This window comes from Hydrogenophaga sp. A37, from assembly GCF_002001205.1.
Classification (GTDB): Bacteria; Pseudomonadota; Gammaproteobacteria; order Burkholderiales; family Burkholderiaceae_C; genus Hydrogenophaga.
The window spans coordinates 69366-88177 of record NZ_MUNZ01000104.1 but is presented as its reverse complement, the minus strand read 5'-3'; the positions used below and the strand labels follow the sequence as shown (position 1 = coordinate 88177).

At 65.6% G+C, this 18812-nt stretch carries 18 protein-coding genes; 13 read left to right on the top strand and 5 right to left on the bottom strand.

Features of this window, described 5'->3' with window-relative positions; translation table 11 throughout:
* Position 1 precedes the first annotated feature (1 nt).
* From B0E41_RS12690 to B0E41_RS12660, 7 genes are all read left to right on the top strand, one after another.
* Positions 2–820 (top strand): carbohydrate ABC transporter permease, encoded by an 819-nt coding sequence (locus tag B0E41_RS12690; protein WP_077331518.1) that lies wholly within the window; start codon positions 2–4, stop codon positions 818–820.
* Between the two features lie 9 nt (positions 821–829).
* Positions 830–3076 (top strand): glycoside hydrolase family 2 TIM barrel-domain containing protein, encoded by a 2247-nt coding sequence (locus B0E41_RS12685; RefSeq protein ID WP_077331517.1) that lies wholly within the window; start codon positions 830–832, stop codon positions 3074–3076.
* A gap of 15 nt (positions 3077–3091) precedes the next feature.
* Positions 3092–4192 (top strand): sn-glycerol-3-phosphate ABC transporter ATP-binding protein UgpC, encoded by a 1101-nt coding sequence (gene ugpC / locus B0E41_RS12680; RefSeq protein ID WP_077331516.1) that lies wholly within the window; start codon positions 3092–3094, stop codon positions 4190–4192.
* Positions 4193–4219: 27 nt separating this feature from the next.
* Positions 4220–6403: an alpha-galactosidase gene (locus B0E41_RS12675; RefSeq protein ID WP_077331515.1), complete on the top strand. Its 2184-nt coding sequence runs from the start codon at positions 4220–4222 to the stop codon at positions 6401–6403.
* A gap of 356 nt (positions 6404–6759) precedes the next feature.
* Positions 6760–8931, top strand: a complete 2172-nt coding sequence (locus B0E41_RS12670; protein ID WP_077331514.1) for a hypothetical protein — start codon at positions 6760–6762, stop codon at positions 8929–8931.
* Positions 8932–8939: 8 nt separating this feature from the next.
* Positions 8940–9245 (top strand): hypothetical protein, encoded by a 306-nt coding sequence (locus B0E41_RS12665; protein WP_077331513.1) that lies wholly within the window; start codon positions 8940–8942, stop codon positions 9243–9245.
* Positions 9242–9484, top strand: a complete 243-nt coding sequence (locus B0E41_RS12660) for a hypothetical protein (protein WP_143433808.1) — start codon at positions 9242–9244, stop codon at positions 9482–9484. Before B0E41_RS12665 ends, B0E41_RS12660 begins: the two co-directional genes overlap by 4 nt.
* A gap of 9 nt (positions 9485–9493) precedes the next feature.
* Here the strand turns inward: B0E41_RS12660 and B0E41_RS12655 are convergent, their stop codons facing one another.
* From B0E41_RS12655 to B0E41_RS12640, 4 genes are read right to left on the bottom strand one after another with little or no spacing between them, the layout of a single operon-like run.
* Positions 9494–10171, bottom strand: a complete 678-nt coding sequence (locus B0E41_RS12655; RefSeq protein WP_290440850.1) for a glutathione S-transferase — start codon at positions 10169–10171, stop codon at positions 9494–9496.
* Positions 10168–10515, bottom strand: coding sequence for a GFA family protein (locus tag B0E41_RS12650; protein WP_077331510.1), 348 nt, complete (start codon positions 10513–10515; stop codon positions 10168–10170). The genes B0E41_RS12655 and B0E41_RS12650 overlap by 4 nt, the downstream gene beginning before the upstream one ends.
* 1 nt (position 10516) lies before the next feature.
* Positions 10517–10984, bottom strand: coding sequence for an SRPBCC domain-containing protein (locus tag B0E41_RS12645; protein ID WP_077331509.1), 468 nt, complete (start codon positions 10982–10984; stop codon positions 10517–10519).
* The gene (locus tag B0E41_RS12640; RefSeq protein ID WP_077331508.1) at positions 10879–11322 is read right to left on the bottom strand and encodes a metalloregulator ArsR/SmtB family transcription factor; all 444 of its coding nucleotides are present in this window, start codon (positions 11320–11322) and stop codon (positions 10879–10881) included. The genes B0E41_RS12645 and B0E41_RS12640 overlap by 106 nt, the downstream gene beginning before the upstream one ends.
* A gap of 77 nt (positions 11323–11399) precedes the next feature.
* Here B0E41_RS12640 and B0E41_RS12635 point away from each other — a divergent pair, with 77 nt between their 5' ends.
* The 4 genes from B0E41_RS12635 to B0E41_RS12620 all read left to right on the top strand — a co-directional run bounded on the left by B0E41_RS12635 (position 11400) and on the right by B0E41_RS12620 (position 15434).
* Positions 11400–11879, top strand: a complete 480-nt coding sequence (locus B0E41_RS12635; protein WP_077331507.1) for a hypothetical protein — start codon at positions 11400–11402, stop codon at positions 11877–11879.
* Complete coding sequence (locus B0E41_RS12630) at positions 11876–12220, top strand: single-stranded DNA-binding protein (protein ID WP_077331506.1); 345 nt, start codon at positions 11876–11878, stop codon at positions 12218–12220. The genes B0E41_RS12635 and B0E41_RS12630 overlap by 4 nt, the downstream gene beginning before the upstream one ends.
* A gap of 232 nt (positions 12221–12452) precedes the next feature.
* On the top strand, positions 12453–12827 hold the full coding sequence (locus tag B0E41_RS12625; protein ID WP_077331505.1) for an RNA-binding protein: 375 nt from the start codon (positions 12453–12455) through the stop codon (positions 12825–12827).
* Between the two features lie 297 nt (positions 12828–13124).
* Positions 13125–15434, top strand: a complete 2310-nt coding sequence (locus tag B0E41_RS12620) for a LamG-like jellyroll fold domain-containing protein (protein WP_077331504.1) — start codon at positions 13125–13127, stop codon at positions 15432–15434.
* Positions 15435–15503: 69 nt separating this feature from the next.
* Here the strand turns inward: B0E41_RS12620 and B0E41_RS12615 are convergent, their stop codons facing one another.
* Entirely contained in the window at positions 15504–16346 is an 843-nt protein-coding gene (locus B0E41_RS12615) for an IclR family transcriptional regulator (RefSeq protein WP_077331503.1), read from the bottom strand.
* Between the two features lie 155 nt (positions 16347–16501).
* Here B0E41_RS12615 and B0E41_RS12610 point away from each other — a divergent pair, with 155 nt between their 5' ends.
* Positions 16502–17263 (top strand): SDR family oxidoreductase, encoded by a 762-nt coding sequence (locus B0E41_RS12610; protein ID WP_077331502.1) that lies wholly within the window; start codon positions 16502–16504, stop codon positions 17261–17263.
* Positions 17264–17297: 34 nt separating this feature from the next.
* Positions 17298–18791: a sugar ABC transporter ATP-binding protein gene (locus B0E41_RS12605; RefSeq protein WP_143433810.1), complete on the top strand. Its 1494-nt coding sequence runs from the start codon at positions 17298–17300 to the stop codon at positions 18789–18791.
* Positions 18792–18812 lie beyond the last annotated feature (21 nt).

Sequence of the window (18812 nt, the reverse complement as noted above, 5' to 3'; positions counted from 1 at the left end):
CATGACCAACTGGGCTGAAAAATTCCGCATGGGCGGCGTCTACCTTTTCCTGGGGGCGATGGCCTTTGTTTCCCTGTTTCCCTTTGCCTGGATGGTGATCAGCGCCACCAACGCCTCGGTGGACGTGACGAAGGGCAAGTTCACGTTGGGCAGTTCCCTGCTGGAGAACTTCGACAAACTCAACAAGAGCTTTGACGTGGCCCAGGTCTTCTGGAACTCCGGAAAAATCGCCATCGTGGGCGGCTTCTTCACATTGGTCATTTCATCCCTGGCGGGATATGGCTTTGAAGTGTTCAGCTCCAAGGCCCGGGAGCGTGTCTACAACGGGCTGCTGCTCACGCTGATGGTGCCGTTTGCCGCGCTGATGATTCCGCTGTTCATCCTGATGGCGCAGTTTGATTTGCTGGACACGCACCTGGGCGTCATCCTGCCCGCGCTGGCCTCGGCCTACATCGTGTTTTACTTCCGCCAAAGCACCAAGGCCTTTCCCCCCGAACTGCGCGAAGCCGCGCGTCTGGACGGCCTCAAGGAATGGCAGATCTTCCTGTTTGTGTATGTGCCGGTGATGCGCTCCACCTATGCGGCAGCCTTCATCATCGTGTTCATGGCGGCCTGGAACAACTTCCTCTGGCCCCTCATCGTGCTGCAGTCCCCTGAGCTCAAGACCATCACCCTGGTCCTGTCCTCGCTGGGCTCGGCCTACTTCCCTGACTTCGGCGTGATCATGCTGGCGGCCATGCTGGCCACCTTGCCCACCCTGGTTGTCTTCTTCGCAATGCAACGGCAGTTCGTACAGGGCATGCTGGGCTCCGTCAAATAAGGTTTTCACATGCGTGCCGTCACCAAGCTCGTCTCGGGCTGGACATTCCACACCTCTTTTTCGTCTGACCTGGTCGCCACAGCCGAGCCCGGCACTGCCGTGCGCCTGCCGCACAACGCGGTGGACCTGGAAATGACCTACCTGGACGAACGCAGCTACCAGAAGGAATTTGGCTACCAGTACGCCCTGGCTTGGCAACCCACATGGGCAGGCCGCGAAGTGAGCCTGCGTTTTGACGGTGCCATGGCCAACAGCGTGGTCTGGGTCAACGGCCAACAAGTGGCCGCGCACAAGGACGGCTACACCCCGTTCAGCGCACGCCTGACAGGCCTGCTCAAGGAAGGCGACAACCTCATCACCGTCAAGATCGACGGCAGCGAGAACCCCGAGATCCCGCCCTTCGGCGGCCAGATCGACTACCTGACCTACGCCGGTATCTACCGTGACGTGTGGCTGCAGGTGACCGACACCGTATCGATTGCCAACCTCAAGGTGGAAACCGCCAACGAGCTCAGCGACACCAAGAGCGCGACGGTGAAAGGCTTTCTGGCCAACCCCACTCAGGCCGCCTACACCGGCAGCGCACTGGTGGAACTGTGCACCGCTGAAGGCACCGTGTTGCACCAGCAAACCGTGGAAGTGTCTGGTGCGGAGTTCAGCGCATCGTTTGAAGCGCTGGCCGGCCTCTCGCTGTGGAACATCGACAGTCCCGTGCTGTACATGGCCCGCGTGACTTTGAACACCAGCGCTGGCCAAGACCAGCTCAGCACCCGCTTTGGCTTTCGCACTGCCCACTTCACCACCGAAGGTTTTTTCCTCAACGGCAAACACCTCAAAATCCGCGGCCTGAACCGTCACCAGAGCTACCCCTATGTGGGCTACGCCATGGGCCAGCGCGCGCAGGAAAAAGACGCCGACGTGATGAAGGACGTGCTCAAGTGCAACCTGGTGCGCACCTCGCATTACCCTCAGTCCACCTACTTTCTGGACCGTTGCGACGAAATTGGCCTGCTGGTGTTTGAAGAGATCCCCGGCTGGCAGCACATCGGCGGCCAGGCGTGGCAAGACGAGTCGGTGGAAAACGTGCGCCGCATGGTGGAGCGCGACTGGAACCACCCCTCCATCATCATCTGGGGCGTGCGCATCAACGAATCGCAAGACCACCACGACTTCTACACCCGCACCAACGCCATGGCCCGCAGCCTGGACAGCACCCGCCAGACCGGTGGCGTGCGCTACATCGAAAACAGCGAGCTGCTCGAAGACGTGTACACCGTCAACGACTTTTGCCATGTGGCCACCCCCGAATGGATGAAGGGCATTGCCCCCACGCCGCTGCGCCAGCCCCGCCAGGTGACCGGCCTGGACCACGAGGTGCCGTACCTCATCACCGAGTTCAACGGCCACATGTACCCCACCAAGCGCATCGACCCCGAAGACCGCCAGGCCGAGCATGTGTCGCGTCATTTGCAGGTGCTCAACAAGGCTTACGAGAACCCGGTGATCAGCGGCGCCATCGGCTGGTGCATGTACGACTACAACACCCACAAAGACTTTGGCGCGGGTGACCGCATCTGCCACCACGGCGTGATGGACATCTTCCGTGAGCCCAAGTTCGCCGCCTGGGGCTACACCAGCCAGTGCAGCCCGGCCGAACAGGTGGTGCTGGAACCCGTGACCTACTGGGCCCGCGGCGAGAAGGACCGTTGCGAGGTGCTGCCCCTCATCGTGCTGACCAACTGCGACTATGTGGAACTCAAGGTGGGCGACTTCCTTCCGAAGCGCGCCGAACCCGACCGCGAGCGTTACCCACACCTGCCACACGCCCCAGTCATCTTCGACAGCCGCCATGTCAACATGAGTGACCTGGGCGCCTGGGGCATGCTGTGGCGCGATGCCACGGTGACCGGCTTCATCAACGGCAAGGCGGTCTCCACCGTCAAGCTCTCCGGCAATCCGTTGCCCACCACGCTGCAGGTGCAAGTGGACGACACCGTGCTGCGCGCCGACGAAAAAGATGCCACCCGCGTCATCGTGCGCACCCTGGACCAGGTCGGCCGCCTGCTGCCCTTCCTGGACGAAGTGGTGCAGGTGGAAGTGACCGGGGCAGCCCAGCTGCTGGGCCCGGAGTTGCTCCCACTCAAGGGCGGCACCACCGGCTTCTGGGTGGAGACCACCGGCGCCGTGGGCGACATCACCGTGCGCGTGTCCACACGCCGCATGGGCGAGCAAGTCCTGACACTGCACGCAGAATAAAACGAGGAGAACCCCATGGCAGACGTCAAACTCACTCAGGTCCGCAAATCGTTCGGCGAGATCGACATCATCCGGGGTGTGGACCTCGACATCAAACACGGTGAGTTCGTGGTGTTCGTGGGCCCCTCGGGCTGCGGCAAGTCCACACTCTTGCGCGCCATCTCGGGCCTGGAAGACATCACCAGCGGCGAGCTGCGCATCGGTGACCAGGTGATGAACCATGTGGACCCGTCCAAGCGCGGCATTGCCATGGTGTTCCAGAGCTACGCGCTCTACCCGCACATGACCGTGCGCGAGAACATGGGCTTTGCCCTCAAGCACGCCGGCGTGGCCAAGGTCGAGGTCGCCGCCAAAGTGGATGCCGCCGCCAAGATCCTGGGCCTGGACCCGCTCATGGAGCGCAAGCCCAAGGCCCTGTCGGGCGGACAACGCCAGCGCGTGGCCATCGGCCGCGCCATCGTGCGCGACCCACAGGTGTTTTTGTTTGACGAGCCGCTCTCCAACCTGGACGCCGAGCTGCGCGTGCACATGCGCATCGAGATTGCGCGCCTGCACCGCGAGCTGGGCAGCACCATCATCTACGTGACGCACGACCAGGTAGAGGCCATGACGCTGGCCGACAAAATCGTGGTGCTGCGCGCGGGCGTGGTGGAGCAGGTGGGTGCGCCGCTGGAGCTGTATGACAACCCCGCCAACACCTTTGTCGCGGGCTTCATCGGTTCGCCGCGCATGAACTTCTTTGACGGCACGGTGACCAGCCATCTGCATGGCAATGGCGTGAACCAGTGTCAAGTCAGACTCAGCGGTTTTGACAACACGGTGGTGACCTTGCCACTGGATGGCACCCTGCCCGCCGTGGGCACCGAGGTGTCGGTGGGCGTGCGGCCCGAGCACTTCCAGGAAGACGGCAGCGCCACACTGCCCGTCACGATCGACATGCTGGAGCATCTGGGCGGCGAGACCTTTGTGTACGCCCGCTCAGCCAGCGGCGTGATGGTGGTGATAGAAAGCAAGCAGGGCCGCAACCTGCACCCGGGCCAGGTGCTGAACGCCCGCTTTGACGCAGCCAAGGCGTTGCTGTTCGACAAAAACGGTGCGCGCATTTACTGCAACTGAACGGGGTTCCCCAGCCCAAGCTTGCCCATGCCCACCCACGCGCCCGAGGCCTCTGCCGCATTCACCGCTCTGCACGGCACCCACAGCAGCGTGGTGCTGGAGGTGCGCCCGCATGAGGCGCCACTGTGGCGCTACTGGGGCCCGCGCCTGCCGGACCACTGCGTACCCTTGGCACCGCTGCGCGATGGCCGGGCCATTCCGCCCAGCAGCATGGAGTTTGACCAGCCCCTGACCGTGGCACCCACCTTTGGCGTGGGCTGGTACGGCCAGAGCGCGCTGCTGGCGCACCGCAGCGGACGGCAGTTTGCGCAGCAGTTCACCGCCTGCCGTATCGAGACCCTGGTGACGGGGCAAAACATGGCCATCCACCTCACGGACAGCGTGGCCCAGCTGCGCCTGGTACTGCACATGGCGCTGGATGCACACGATGTGCTGCAGCTGCGCAGCGAGCTGTTCAACGACGGCGCAGATGTGCTGGACGTGCAGTGGCTGGCCGCAGGCACCGTGCCGCTGCCGGGCGATGCGCAGGCCGTGCGGTCGTACACCGGCCAGTGGGCCCATGAGTTTCAGCTGCAGGTGGATGCGCTCTCGCGCAGCCTGTGGCAACGCGAGAACCGGCGCGGCCGCACCTCGCACGACAGTTTTCCGGGCGCGGTGGTCACCACGCCCGGCAGCACCCAGCACACGGGCACCGTGTATGGCGCGCACCTGGCCTGGTCGGGCAACCACCGGCAGGCCATGGAATGGCTGCACGACGGGCAGTACCATTGGCAAATGGGCGAATGGCTGGCCCCTGGCGAAGTGCGCTTGGGCGCGGGCGAATCGCTGCAGACGCCCACGCTGTTTGCCAGCTGCGCCACCACGGGACTGAACGGCTTGGCCGCCAACTTCCACGCCACGGTGCGCAGCCGCCTGCCCTGGCCGGGTGGCCGCATGCGCCCGCGCCCCGTGCACCTGAACACCTGGGAGGCGGTCTACTTTGACCACCGCACTGACGACATTCGCGCGCTGGCCGCCGCCGCTGCCAGCGTGGGCGTAGAACGTTTTGTGCTGGACGACGGCTGGTTCCAGGGCCGCCACAGCGACCAGACCGCGCTGGGCGACTGGTGGCCGGATGCGGCCAAGTACCCACATGGCCTGCAGCCACTGGCCAGCTATGTGAACGAACTGGGCATGGAGTTTGGCCTGTGGGTAGAGCCCGAAATGGTCAACCCGGACAGCCAGCTCTTCCGCACCCACCCCGACTGGGCGCTGCAGCTCGAAGGCCGCCCGCTGCTCACCATGCGCAACCAGCTGGTGCTGGACGTGGCCCGCCCCGAGGTGGCCGACCACCTGTTCACCCAGCTGCACACGCTGCTGAGCAACGTGTCCATTGCCTACCTGAAGTGGGACATGAACCGCGACCTGACCACGGCGGGCGATGCGCTGGGGCGCCCGGCCTACCGGAGCTTTGTGCATGCGCTGTATGCGCTGCTGGACCGCGTGCGCACCGCCCACCCGCGGCTGGAGATTGAAAGCTGCGCCTCCGGCGGCGCCCGGCTGGACATGGGTGTGCTGGCCCACACCCACCGCGTGTGGACCAGCGACTGCAACGATGCGCTGTCGCGCGTGAGCATCCAGCGCGGTGCGCTGCAGTTTTTGCCCCCCGAAATTCTGGGCGCCCACATAGGCCCCGCACCCGCGCACACCACGGGTCGCAGCCAGAGTCTGAACTTCCGCGCCGGCGTCGCTTTGAGCGGCCATCTTGGCATTGAGGCCGATGTGCGCCACATGAGCGATGAGGAGCGCATGGCGCTGGGCCGCTGGGTGGGCCTCTACAAACAGCTGCGCAACCGGCTGCACACCGGCCAGGTCTGGCTGGGCGGAGATGACGAAGGCGACGACGGCGTGCTGTGGCAGGCGCACGGCGATGCGAACGCCAGTGAGCTCTTGCTGCTGGTCTATCGCACCACCCCCACCAGCCACCGCAACACGCCCCCGCTGCGCCTGCCCATGCTGCGCCCGGCAGCGCTCTACACCATCGAACGACTGGACCCCACGCCGCCCGACTGGACCAGCAGCCCGCTGAACGACGCCGCCCTGGCCGCCGGCGCCCAGCAGGTCCTGCCGCCCACCGCACACGGCGCCTGGCTGGCGGCCGTGGGCCTGCCGCTGCCGCGCATGAACGCGGAGAGTGCGTTGATCTACCGGTTGCTGCTTGTCGCACCATAGAAGTCGCGGTGGTTTTGAAAACGTGTTGTAGGCCTTGCACCTGGTACATCAACACGCACGTTTCGGAACGAGGTGTCGACTGAGCTTCTGATCCGCATCCCACGCCGGTCCAGACATTGACGACTGAGGATGCCGATCTCGATCGCTGCCATGCTCAACCAGCTCGCGTGCTTGGGCGTATCTGCATGTAAAACCCCGCCGAAAGCCCCCGATGGCTCTCCCATGCAGGGGATGGCGCTCTCCCATGTGGGGGATGCCGCCCACGCCGGTGACTCGCACACTGAAGGCGCTCGTTTCCCATGACGCACCGTGTTTCATGCGAACCGATCACCCACCCCCATCACCGAGGAGTCGCCATGGCCAAGTCACCCAACCCAGGTGCGGGCAGCAATGCCCCCACCACCCCTTCACCTGATCGCGCCGCCGCTGGCGCGGCGCGTCTGTCCGCCGACTTTGACGCCGCCGAATCGGCGGTCATCGGCAAGCTCGGCGCTGCGCGCCTGGCGGCGTTGAGCGGCGCGCCGATCAAACGCCTTGCCGGTCAGCCGGTGGCCGAGCTGAAGGCCAAGCTGGGCCATGTGCTCGACCCACGCTGGCTCTTCATGCAGCGGGTGTGCGGCAAGGTGGTGCGCACCGACGCGACCACGGGCCGCCAGATGCCGGTGCCGCTGGCCACCGTGCAGGTGGAAGACACCGACTGTTCGTTGTTCGCCTACCACCCCATGGGTTCGCAGTGGAGCTGGCTGTTTCCGTTCAACTGCCGCCGCGAGGTGATTGCCACCGTGAAGACGGACGCGTGTGGAAACTTCTGCGTGTGGATTCCGCGCTTCGACATCGACTGGGTGCTGCGCTGGCGCACGCTGCGGCTGTGCTTCCCGGTGCTCTTCGAGCGTCCGAACTGGCGCGAGCTGCTGGACGACCTGCGGTTGCGCATTCCGGACCTGGCCGAGCCCGGCCCGCGTGGGCCCATCCCCGGTCCGGACCCGGCGCCCGACTTCGCGGCACTGCGGCGCACGGCCTTGATGACCGATTCGCGGGCGGCCGAGGCGCTGGCCCACTTCGAAGCCCTGCCGGGCAGCGCCTTTGGCGAAGACACCTCGACGCTCGACCAGGCGCTGGACGCACCGGCCACGCTGCGCATGGCGCCGCCGCTGCCGGCCGATTTTCTGACCGATACCGGTGACAAGAAGGGCGGGCTCTCGCGCGTGGCGCTGGACACCGTGGCCGCGCAGCTGAAGCTGGACCCAAAAGGATTCGAGGGCTTTGATCCCCGGCGCTGGATCGGCCCGATGCGGCGCTGCGTGAACGTGCGCATGCCGGAGTGGGTGCCCATCATCGATGTGCCCGACATCACCTTCCGCGTGCTGCAGGACGTGGACGGCGACGGCGTGGAAGAGGTGATCTACGGCGAGAGCCATTTCGACGTGCGCTGGAACGCCGGCAACCTGCCCTTCGTGACGCTGGAGGCGGACCCGAGCGCCCGCGTGGCGCCCGACTGTTTCCCTGACGAGCAGATTCCCTGCGGCAACGCGCCCGCCATCGTCATGGCCGGGCGCCTGCCGCTCACCGGCGACCCGACCACCTTCGACGGCACCACGGGCTACAACCTGCGCACCAACCGCCCACACCCCTCGGGCACCAGCGTTGATGCCTTGCCCAACCCGCCCGCGCGTTCGCCGGCCTACGGCAAGCTGTCGCTGCTGGGCTGCCACCGCACGCACCCGGCGGCCACGCACTACCGCGTGATGTACCGCCACCGCGCACCGGGCAGCGCGGCCTTTGGCCCGCAGACGCCTTTTGTGGGCGTGAGCTGGTGGCTCTACCGGCTCAACGGCGCTGGCGTGGGCGAGTGGCATGCGCCCACGAGCGACGCCAACGGCTGGTACCCGATCAACCTGCCCGCCGGTCCCAACGACTGGCTGCCCAGCGAACAGCTGCTGCTCGACTGGCCCACGGGGGGCGCCTACCCCGACGGCACCTACGAACTGGTGCTGCAGGTGGGTACGTTGCCGGGCAATGTGTTGTCCAGCGCGGCGCCGGTGGCGGTGGTGGTGGACAACCACGCGCCGGGGTTCGTGTTCGACATCGCGTGGCGCAAGGCCGGCGATGCCGCCTGGCAGCCCATCGGCGGCAACTGCCCGGTGGTGCGCCGCGGGGCTGCGCCGGTGGCGGTGGAGTTCCGGGTCACGATGGACGTGCACAGCGAACATTTCCGCAACGCCTACTTCCACCCGACGGTCTGCGGCAACGTGGGCATGGTGCGCACCAGTGGCCTGGGCGGCGGCGACGGGCCGCTCGGCTTCGAGCACTGGCACACCGCGGTGGGCGACCAGGGTGGGCTCATGCAGGCGGTCTACACGCTGCCGGCCAACGCCGCCCAGGGCTCCTACGGGTTCTTTGCCCGCAGCGTGTCGCGCGCCTTTGACACCAACCAGGTGATGGTGCCACCGACACCAGCCTTCGAATACGAGGCCACACGCGTGTACCAGGACGCGAGCCGTCTGTTCGCGGTGTTCAACGCCGACTGAGGCCGCGCATGGTCCTCGGCTTTGGCCCGGAGCCACCGTGGTTTGAAGCGGTGCTCTCGGTGCTGGGCGTGTGGCGGCTGGCCCGTCTGGTGGCGCGCGAGCGGGGTCCTTTCGACCTCGTCTCGCGCCTGCACGTGGCTGCGGCCGGCACGCCGCTGGCCGACGGCCTGGCCTGCGCGCATTGCCTCGGTGTCTGGCTGGCGGTGTTGCCCGCTGCGCTGCTGGCGCCTGGGTGGGCAGGGGGCTTGCTGCTGTGGCTGGCGTTGGCCGGCGGCGCGAGCGCCATCGAACTGGCTTTGGGAGAACGATCATGAGCTGTTGTCAACGACCCTCAGTGCCCGCGCCCGACCGCTGGGCCGCTTCCAGCGCAACGCAGCCACCAGCGGTGGCGTCAACGGTGCCCGAGCGCCTGCGCTTCAAAGGTGCCCGCGCGCTCAGCCTCCCGGTGGGTCAGCGCCGGGTGCTGGCCCGGCCCGGTGAGGAAGTGCTGGGATTGAGTGACGCTGAGCGCGAGGTGCTGTGGCACACCGGGCTGTTCGGGCCCGTGAATTGACGCTCTGCCTCACGCTGTGGGGAAAGCGGTGATCTGGTTGGCTGGCAGTTTGGTCATGGCGGTGTGGAACAGGCTGGCGGACAGCCAACCCTGCAGCCAGCCCTTGAGCGCCGGTATCGGCAGTGCATCAAACCAGCCGAGGTCCACCGCCGCGAACTGGCGCACGAAGGGAAAGATGGCGATGTCGGTGGCGCAGGGGGCGTGGCCGCCGAGCTGGCCGGTGCTGTGCAACTGTGTGTCCAGTGGCTTCAACAGCACGGTCACCGCCTGATCGCGGTGGTGTGCCCTGGCGTCTGCGCCTTCATCAAAGCGTTCGGGGTATTTGTACTGGTCCAGATGGTGTTTGAAGGGGCCGTCGCAAGCCGCCAGCAATGCCAGGTTCGCCTCGCTCTGCGCCCGCGCCCACCAGCCCTGGGCATCGCCGGTTTCCAGAAAGGCCCAGCGCATGATGTCCAGGCTCTGCTCCAGCACTTCGCCGCTCGGTAACAGCAGTACAGGCACCGTGCCCTTGTGTGAGAGGGCCAGCATCGGTGCGGGTTTGTCGCGCAACACGATCTCGAACGCATCAAACGCCACGCCCGCCTGCAGCAGGGCCAGACGCGCGCGCATGGCGTAGGGGCAGCGGCGGTAGGTGTAGAGCAGCGGGGTGTGGGAATGCCTTGGCTGGTGTTGAGGGGTTGCGATCACGCTGAGCGGCCGTCGAAATGGTGGACGGGGATGGCCTGCAGGTCGATGCCTTCGATGCAGCGCAGGTTGATGGCCGCCATCGGATCGCCTGTGGGCGACGTGCCTTCACCGTAGGGGTGGATGCCGCAGGAGGCGCAAAAACGGTGCCTGATCGCGTGTTTGTTGAAGAGGTAGGTGCTCGCGTTGTCGTCGGGCGTCAGCAGGTGCAGTGCATGGCGTGGCACGAACCACATCAGGATGCCTTTTCGCTGGCACATCGAACAATTGCAAGACACGGCGGATTCGAACGCGCCGTCGACTTCAAAACGGATCTGGCCACAGTGGCAACTTCCTTGGTAGCTCATGTCAATGGCCCTCTGATGGGTTTTGAATGCAGGCATCAAGATGGACAAAGAGGGTCTGCCAGCCACGCTCGTGGTTCTGGCGCGCTTGGGCATCGAAAAAGCGGTCGTGAACGAAATGCAGATCGGTGGTGCCGTCTTCGCGCGCAACGAAGTGAATGCTCACGCGCGAGACGCGATCGGGCGTGCTGCGCCAGGCCCAACTGAACACCAGCCGGTGGCGCACCTCAACCACCTGGTATTCGCCAGAGACGTCGTTGGTCTTGCCGTCGGCCAGGGTGGTGGTGATCCGGTATCGCCCACCCGCGCGCAGGTCAACCTCAGCCGAGGTGGTGGAGCCTTCGTTGCTGGCGCCAAACCATCGGCTCAGCGCTTGCGGGTCGGTCCAGGCTTGCCAGACTTTTTCGATGGCAACGGGGTAGTTGCGTTCAATGCGGACCTGTTCGTCTGCTTGGCTTTGCGTGGCTGGCATGGTGTCAATTCCTCTTGGTGATGGAGATAGCGACCGAGTTCATCGAGCTGTTGGTTCCAGAAACGTTCGTGTTGAGCGATCCAGCTGGCGGCGGCCTGCATGGGCTGGGCGTCCAGCTCGCAGCGCACCACCCTCCCTTCCTTGGCGCGCTCGATCAGGCCGGCCGCCTGCAGCACAGCGAGGTGTTTCATGAACCCGGGAAGCGACATGCCATGGGGTTCAGCCAGCTCACCGATGGAGGCGGGGCCAGCGCCCAACCGTTCGAGCACGGCACGCCGTGTCGTGTCGGCCAGCGCCGCGAACACGAGATCAAGGACTCTGTCTTGATAGTTAACCATATGGTTTAGTTTAATGGCTGATGTTCTGGCCTGTCAATGGCGGTTGATCTGTGCGCCGCCGCTTACCATCTCCCCCCATGACCCAAGACACCCAAGAACCGATCCACGAAGACCGCGTGTGGAGCGATGAGCACTGGACCGCGCGCGTGATCAAGAACGAAGACGACGATGGCTGGGCGGTGGCCATGTTTCTGGACGGCCAGGTTGAGCCGGCGCTGGTGGGCCCCTGGACCATGGGGCGCAACAAAAAGGACCCCAAGCCGCTGGACACCAACGCGTTCAACACGCTGGTGAAAACGGCCAAGGAGGTGATCCGCCGCTCCGAACAGCAGCGTTTTGCCGACCTGAACAAGAACGTGAGCATCACGGTGGGTGGGCAGCGCATCCGCGTGGAGCTGGCCATCGTGCCGGACGAAGAGGGCGCCACCGCGACGCTGCGCGCGGTGAATGAATACGACGAAGCGCTGGCCCTGGTGTCCGCGCCGCCGAACTTCAAGCTCAACGCCGCCAGTGCCGAGGCCTGGGTGGTCTCGGGTTTTGAGAAGCCGCGATCATGATCGATGGACTCATTGCCGGCCGCCTGATGGGCGACGCCTCCCGCCGCGTGGACAAGGCGGGCCGCACCTATATCGTGGCGCGCGTGCTGGCGCGCAACAAGGTGGACGAAGAATTCATCGTCAACGTGATCGCGTTTGACGAGGCGCCTTGCGCTGCGCTGTTGGCGCTGGCCGACGGCGAGGCGCTCACGCTCTCGGGCGCGCTCACGCCCAAGGTGTGGACCGACAAACAGGGCATTGCCCGCCCGAGCCTGGACCTGATTGCCGCCCAGGTGATGACGGCCTACCACGTGAGCCGCAAGCAGGCGGCGCTGGGTGGTGCGGACGGCGAGGCGGGGTAAATACAGGCCGTGGGCGGGCGGATGGACGCACTTTCAGGGGCGCCCCATCGCAGCCCTACACAAAAAAACAGCCCACTCGCGGCCACGGGGGCCATAATGCAGACCGCGCAGGCCAACAGGCCGGCGCACTTTCAAGGTGATCGGTCAGTTTCGCGCGCTACGGCGGCACTCTCGGGTTTGTTGAGCTTTCGGGACCCCATCGCTTTTGTGTTTCTGTTTTTTTGGAGTCCCTATGGGCAATAAACTTTACGTCGGCAACCTGCCGTACACCGTTCGTGACGAAGACCTGCAACAGTCGTTCAGCGAGTTCGGCTCGGTCACCAGCGCCAAGGTCATGATGGAACGCGACACCGGTCGCTCCAAGGGTTTCGGCTTCGTCGAAATGGGCAGCGATGCCGAAGCGCAAGCCGCCATCAAGGGCATGAATGGTCAGTCACTGGGTGGCCGCAGCGTCACGGTGAACGAAGCCCGTCCGATGGAAGCCCGTCCTCCCCGCACCGGCGGCTACGGCGGCGGCGGTGACCGTTCGGGTGGCGGCGGCGGTTACGGCGGTGGCGGCGATCGCGGCGGCTACGGCGGTGGCGGTGGTGGCCGCGGCGGTTACTAAGCCCTGCGCACCTGACGTCTCAGCCCCGCGCTGAGACAAGCCAAAAGGCTTCGGAACTTCGGTTTCGAAGCCTTTTTTCTTGGGCGTGTGTCGCTCCATGTCCACAGCTGGACCATGACGGTCGCATCGAGCCCGTGGTGTTGCTTGGCAAGGACGGGCCAGATCGCGAAGGGCCATACCGTTGATGCGGCCGTTCGCACCGGTCGTCGATGCAATGAACGGGGCCATGCCGGCCCCGAACGGTTTGTGGGACGCGGTTCATAGAATCCGCGCTTTGTTCTCACAACAGGATGCGAAATGCCCTCCCTGCCGCGTTCGTCTGCCGCCCCAGCGATGGCCCACGACCCGCTGTCGCGCCGGACGTTGATGTACCGCCTGGGCGCGGGTCTGCTGTTGCCCGTGCTCTCTGGCTGCGGTGGCAGCGACGATGCGGGTGCAGGTGCGGGCGATGCCGGTGACCTGACCTTGAAAAGCGCCGGTGGTGGTGATCTGTTGAGCAAGGCGTCCACCGGCAGTTTTTCCCATCCCGGTGTCGCACACAGTGCGGCCGATTTCACCCGCATGAAAACCCAGGTGGACAACGGCGTGTCGCCCTGGACCAGTGGCTGGAGCGCGCTCACCTCCAGCGGTCGTGCGCAACTGGGGCGGGCTCCGGAGCCCTTGGTCACGGTGATCCGCGGTGGAGAAGGCGAAAACTTCCGCGCCATCGTGGAAGACGTGCAGCGCGCCTACCAGTTCGCGTTGTGCTGGAAGGTGTCGGGCGACACGCGCTACGCCGATGCGGCGGTGGCATATCTGGACGCCTGGTCGTCCACCATGACCACACTCACGGGCAATTCGGACCGCTTTCTCGCGGCCGGCCTGTATGGCTACCAGTGGGCCATGGCCGGTGAAATGATGCGAGGCTACGCCGGCTGGTCCAGTGCGGGCCTGGCTGCGATGCAGCAGTTGTTGCTGGCGGAGTTTCAGTCCAAGTGCTCAGATTTTCTGGACAACCACAATGGCTCCAACATCACCAATTACTGGGCCAACTGGGACTTGATTGCCCTGTGCGGCCAGATGGCGATCGGCATCTTCTGCGACCGCCGTGACATCTACAACAAGGCGCTGGACTATTACCTGAATGGCCGCGGCAACGGCGCGGCGGACCACAGCGTCTACTGCATTCACCCGGGCTATCTGGGGCAGTGGCAGGAACTGGCCCGCGACAACGGACACGCCACCCTGAGCGTGGGCCTGAGCGGCCTGCTGTGTGAAATGGCCTGGCAACAGGGCGATGACCTGTACAGCCACCGCAACAACCGGCTGCTGGCGGGCGCGGAGTACGTGGCCAAGGCGCAGCTGACCGACAGCAACGGCGTTTACTACACGCTGCCCTTTTCCCGGTATGTCAACCGGCAGGGCACGTTCACGCAAGTGTCCGAGTCGGGCAGGCCGCACCTGCGCGCCATCTGGGAATGCATCTACAACCACTACGCCAACCGCAAGGGCCTGTCGGCGCCGTACGCGCGTCGAATGGCGGAGCGGGTGCGCCCCGAGCGGAACGAGTGGGGTGGTGACATGCCCAGTTTTGGCACGCTGACCTTCTCACTCCCGCCCGCCAGCGCGGCCGTGGCGCCCAGCGGGCTCACGGCCTATGTCACCGATGGTGAGGTCCTGCTGTCCTGGTGGGGCAGCGCCGTGGCCACCTCGTACCTCGTTCAGCGCAGTGCATCGGCCAACGGCAGCTTCACCACCTTGGCCACCCTGGGCAGCGACGACACCCGCACCTGGACGGACAACCCGGGCGCGGGCCAGTGGTATTACAGGGTGTGCACGGTGCACGGCGGTCAGACCCTGGTGGGCACCGACCGGGCCCGGGTGCACCTGGCGGGTGAACTACGGCTTGACATGACGCTGAACCAGACTTCGGGCACCAGCGCCATCGACACCAGCGGCGGCGCCCGCCATGGCAGTCTGATGGGCAATGCCAGCTGGACACCGGGCCACGTGGCTGGCCATGCCGTGGCCTTCAACGGCAGCACCGGCCATCTCGCGCTGAGCAAAGGGGTGGTGGAGGATCTGGGCGACTTCACCATCGCACTCTGGGTGCACTGGAACACCGCGGTGACCAACACCCGCATCTTCGACTTCGGCAGCGGTGACATCGCCTACATGTGTCTCATCCCCCGAGACGGCAATGGCGTTATGAGCTTTCGGGTCACGGGAACCACCTACTTTGGTGAGCAAGTCATTTCCCACACAGCGCCATTGAGCACGGGAACCTGGGTGCACGTGGCCGTGACGCTGAAAGGCCGAGTGGGCACGCTGTATGTCAATGGCACGGCGGTGGGCTCCAACGCGGAGATCGACCTGGCGCCCTTCCAATTGGGCTCGACGCACCAGAACTGGCTGGGGCGCTCGCAGTATCCGACAGACCCCTATTTCAACGGGAAGATGCAGGATCTGGAGATCTACAGTGGGGCGCTCGCCGACAGCGAAATGGCCTCGTTGAGCACCCGTATTCTGGGCGGGCGCCCGCAGCACCTGCTTCCCTGTACCCAGGCGAGCGTTCGGGCACCGCAGGACATCTGGAACAAACGTGCCTGCAAATCCCGCCCTTGGTAGGCTGCGAGGCGTCCAACGGATGCCTCGCATGGCCCACCACCGTTGATCGTCCCCGCTGACGGGTGACGCTCACGCCGCGTTCATGCCCTGGGTCAGCGACAACGCGTTGGCCGCGGCGCGCAGGTATTCGCGCACCTGTGCCATGTCAGGTCCCACGTGGCGGTCGATGCGGCGGATGTACGGGCAGGTGAGCGTGGCCAGGGCGGTGTTGTCGGGGCCGAGGATGGGAAAAGAGATGTCTGCCACGCCCTGGGTCTGCGCACTGTCGCGCTCCAGGTAGCCGCGCGCGCGGATGCTGGCCAGCGTGGCTTGCAGCGCGTCCTGGGTGGTGGGCACTTCGCCGTCGACCGGAATGTGTTCGGCCAGCATGCGGTTGAAGCTGCCCTCGTCGGCAAAGGCCAGCAGCAGGTGGCCGGAAGCCGTGTCCAGCAGGCCCACTCGGGCGCCCCGCTGCACGGCAAAGCTCCAGCCGCTGGGGCTGTTGATCTGTGCGCTGATCAACACGTTGCCCCGGTCGTACACCCCCATGTGGCACGACTGCTCGGCCTTGCGGGTGAAGTCGTCCATGATGGGCAGCGCCTGGTTGATCAGGCGGCTGAGCGGCGGGTGCATGTGGGCCAGCGCGAACAGCTTGAGGCTCAGGGCGTAGCGGTCGCCCGAGGGAGTGCGCATGACGTACTGGCGCGCCACCAGGCGCTCGAGCATGCGGTAGATCTCGCTGGCGCTGCGGTCCATCTCCTTCACGATTTCTGCGCGTGTCAGGCCGTGCGGTTGCGTGGCCAGCAACTCCAGGATGTCCAGCCCCTTGTCCAGTGCGGGCGCGCGATAGCGGTCGTCGGTGGCAGCGGCGGTGTCGGGCACGGCTTCTGCCTTGGGGCGGCGTCCGCGGGGTTTGGGGGCTGTGTCTTGCATGCTGGTCTCGCAATGGGTGGCTTGGGTCGCGCTGCTTTGTACCGCAGGCGTCGCTAGGGAAACTACCGAGCCGGTTGGGGATGAATCGCACCTATGATTTGTTCATACGTGGATTGTTTGTTTATCTGTGAATTTATTCAACCGAGGTTTCCCTTATGCGTGAAGGTCGTCTGGCAGGCAAAACCATCCTCATCACCGCGGCGGCGCAGGGCATTGGTCGCGCCAGCGCCCTCGCCTGTGCGGCCGAGGGCGCGCGGGTGATCGCCACCGACATCAACCAACTGCTGCTCGACCAACTGGCCGTGGAGCACCCGGGCATCGAGGTGGTGTGGCTGGACGTGCGCGACAGTGGCGCCGTGCACGCGCTGGCGCAGTGCACCCCCGCGCTGGATGCCTTGTTCAACTGCGCGGGCATGGTGGCCAACGGCAGCATGCTGGAGTGCGCCGAGGCCGACTGGGACCTGAGCTTCGACCTGAACGTGAAGAGCATGTTTCGCATGACGCGCGCCTTCATGCCGGCCATGCTGGAGAAGGCCCGCACGCAGGATGTCAGCGTGTCGGTCATCAACATGGCGTCCATGGCGTCGAGCATCAAGGGCTTTGCCAACCGCTGCGCCTACGGGGCCACCAAGGCCGCCGTGATCGGGCTGACCAAGTCGCTCGCGGCCGACTACGTCAAGCAGGGCCTGCGCGCCAACGCGCTGTGCCCGGGCACGGTGGACACGCCGTCGCTGCGCGGGCGCATCGCTTCCGCGGCCGACCCGGTGCAGGCCGAAAAGGACTTCATCGCGCGCCAGCCCATGGGCCGCCTGGCCACGGTGGACGACATCTCGCCCATGGTGGTGTACCTGGCCAGCGACGAATCGCGCTTCGTCACCGGACAGACGCTGCTGGTCGACGGCGGCGTGACCATCTGAGCCCATGGACAGCATGCCCAGCCCAGGTCACGTCGTGGCACCCCTGATTTCGGTCCAGAACCTCTGCAAGTCCTTCCCCGGCGTCAAGGCGCTGGACGGGGTGCGGTTCGACCTGCGCCCCGGCGAAGTCCATGCACTGATGGGAGAAAACGGCGCGGGCAAGTCCACGCTGATGAAGATCCTGGCGGGGGTCTACCGCAAGGACAGCGGCGAGGTGCGGCTCGACGGCGAACCGGTGGAAATCGAGAGCCCGGCGCACGCGCAGTCGCTGGCCATCGGCATCATCCACCAGGAGCTGCACCTGATGGGCCACCTCACGGCGGCACAGAACATCTTCCTCGGGCGCGAGCCGCGCAAGGTCGCGGGCCTGCTGCTGGACGAAGACCAGCTCAACCGGAACACCCAGGCGCTGTTTGACCGCCTGCACCTGGTGCTCGCGCCCACCACGCCCGTGGGCGAGCTCACGGTGGCGCGCCAGCAGATGGTGGAGATCGCCAAGGCGCTGTCGTTCAAGACCCGCGTGCTCATCATGGACGAGCCCACCGCCGCACTGAACAACGCCGAGATCGAGGAGCTGTTCCGCATCATCCGCCAGCTGAAGGCCGAGGGTGTGGGCATCGTCTACATCTCGCACAAGATGGACGAGATCCAGCGCATCGCCGACCGCGTCACCGTGATGCGCGACGGCGCCACCATCGACACCGTGCCCGCCGACACCCCCATGGCGCAGGTGATCGCGATGATGGTGGGGCGCTACCTGGAACACACAGAAAAACACATCCCAGACACCTCGGCCAACGAGGTGCTGCTGGAGGTGCGGGGCCTGAACCGGGGCCGTGCGATCCGCGACGTGAGCTTCTCGGTGCGCCGCGGTGAGATCGTCGGCTTCGCCGGTCTCATGGGCGCGGGGCGCACCGAGGTGGCGCGCGCCGTGTTCGGCGCCGACCCGCTGGACTCGGGCGAGATCCATGTGCGCGGCCAGCGCATGCGCATCGGCTCGCCGCAGGACGCGGTGCGCGCGGGCATGGGCTACCTCTCCGAGGACCGCAAGCACTTCGGCCTGGCCACGGGCATGGACGTCGAATCGAACATCACCCTGCCCAGCCTCAAGCGCTGGTTGAAGTGGGGCATGTTCCTGAACCGCGCGGCGATCCACCAGGTGTCGCAGCAGATGGTGGAGAAGCTGCGCATCAAGACGCCCTCGCTCACCCAGACCGCGCGCCTGCTCTCTGGCGGCAACCAGCAGAAGGTGGTGATCGCCAAATGGCTGGTGCAGGACTGCGACATCCTGTTCTTCGACGAACCCACGCGCGGCATCGACGTGGGCGCCAAGAGCGAAATCTACAAACTGCTGATCGACCTGGCCGCGCAGGGCCGCGCCATCGTGGTGATTTCCTCCGAACTGCCCGAGGTGCTGCAGCTGAGCCACCGCGTGCTGGTGATGTGCGAAGGCCGCATCACCGGTGAGGTGGCGGGCCACCAGGCGACGCAAGAAAACCTGATGGCCCTGGCCACGCTCCGTGACTGACCAAGACCAAGACCGAGACCC

What these genes read in the sequence shown, in the direction of transcription:
- B0E41_RS12630 (WP_077331506.1), top strand. Translation starts at nt 11,876, where the DNA reads ATGATCGATGGACTCATTGCCGGCCGCCTGATGGGCGACGCCTCCCGC.
- B0E41_RS12610 (WP_077331502.1), top strand. Translation starts at nt 16,502, where the DNA reads ATGCGTGAAGGTCGTCTGGCAGGCAAAACCATCCTCATCACCGCGGCG.
- B0E41_RS12665 (WP_077331513.1), top strand. Translation starts at nt 8,940, where the DNA reads ATGGTCCTCGGCTTTGGCCCGGAGCCACCGTGGTTTGAAGCGGTGCTC.
- B0E41_RS12660 (WP_143433808.1), top strand. Translation starts at nt 9,242, where the DNA reads ATGAGCTGTTGTCAACGACCCTCAGTGCCCGCGCCCGACCGCTGGGCC.
- B0E41_RS12615 (WP_077331503.1), bottom strand. Translation starts at nt 16,346, where the DNA reads ATGCAAGACACAGCCCCCAAACCCCGCGGACGCCGCCCCAAGGCAGAA.
- B0E41_RS12625 (WP_077331505.1), top strand. Translation starts at nt 12,453, where the DNA reads ATGGGCAATAAACTTTACGTCGGCAACCTGCCGTACACCGTTCGTGAC.
- B0E41_RS12620 (WP_077331504.1), top strand. Translation starts at nt 13,125, where the DNA reads ATGCCCTCCCTGCCGCGTTCGTCTGCCGCCCCAGCGATGGCCCACGAC.
- B0E41_RS12640 (WP_077331508.1), bottom strand. Translation starts at nt 11,322, where the DNA reads ATGGTTAACTATCAAGACAGAGTCCTTGATCTCGTGTTCGCGGCGCTG.
- B0E41_RS12670 (WP_077331514.1), top strand. Translation starts at nt 6,760, where the DNA reads ATGGCCAAGTCACCCAACCCAGGTGCGGGCAGCAATGCCCCCACCACC.
- B0E41_RS12685 (WP_077331517.1), top strand. Translation starts at nt 830, where the DNA reads ATGCGTGCCGTCACCAAGCTCGTCTCGGGCTGGACATTCCACACCTCT.
- B0E41_RS12645 (WP_077331509.1), bottom strand. Translation starts at nt 10,984, where the DNA reads ATGCCAGCCACGCAAAGCCAAGCAGACGAACAGGTCCGCATTGAACGC.
- B0E41_RS12690 (WP_077331518.1), top strand. Translation starts at nt 2, where the DNA reads ATGACCAACTGGGCTGAAAAATTCCGCATGGGCGGCGTCTACCTTTTC.
- B0E41_RS12675 (WP_077331515.1), top strand. Translation starts at nt 4,220, where the DNA reads ATGCCCACCCACGCGCCCGAGGCCTCTGCCGCATTCACCGCTCTGCAC.
- ugpC (WP_077331516.1), top strand. Translation starts at nt 3,092, where the DNA reads ATGGCAGACGTCAAACTCACTCAGGTCCGCAAATCGTTCGGCGAGATC.
- B0E41_RS12635 (WP_077331507.1), top strand. Translation starts at nt 11,400, where the DNA reads ATGACCCAAGACACCCAAGAACCGATCCACGAAGACCGCGTGTGGAGC.
- B0E41_RS12650 (WP_077331510.1), bottom strand. Translation starts at nt 10,515, where the DNA reads ATGAGCTACCAAGGAAGTTGCCACTGTGGCCAGATCCGTTTTGAAGTC.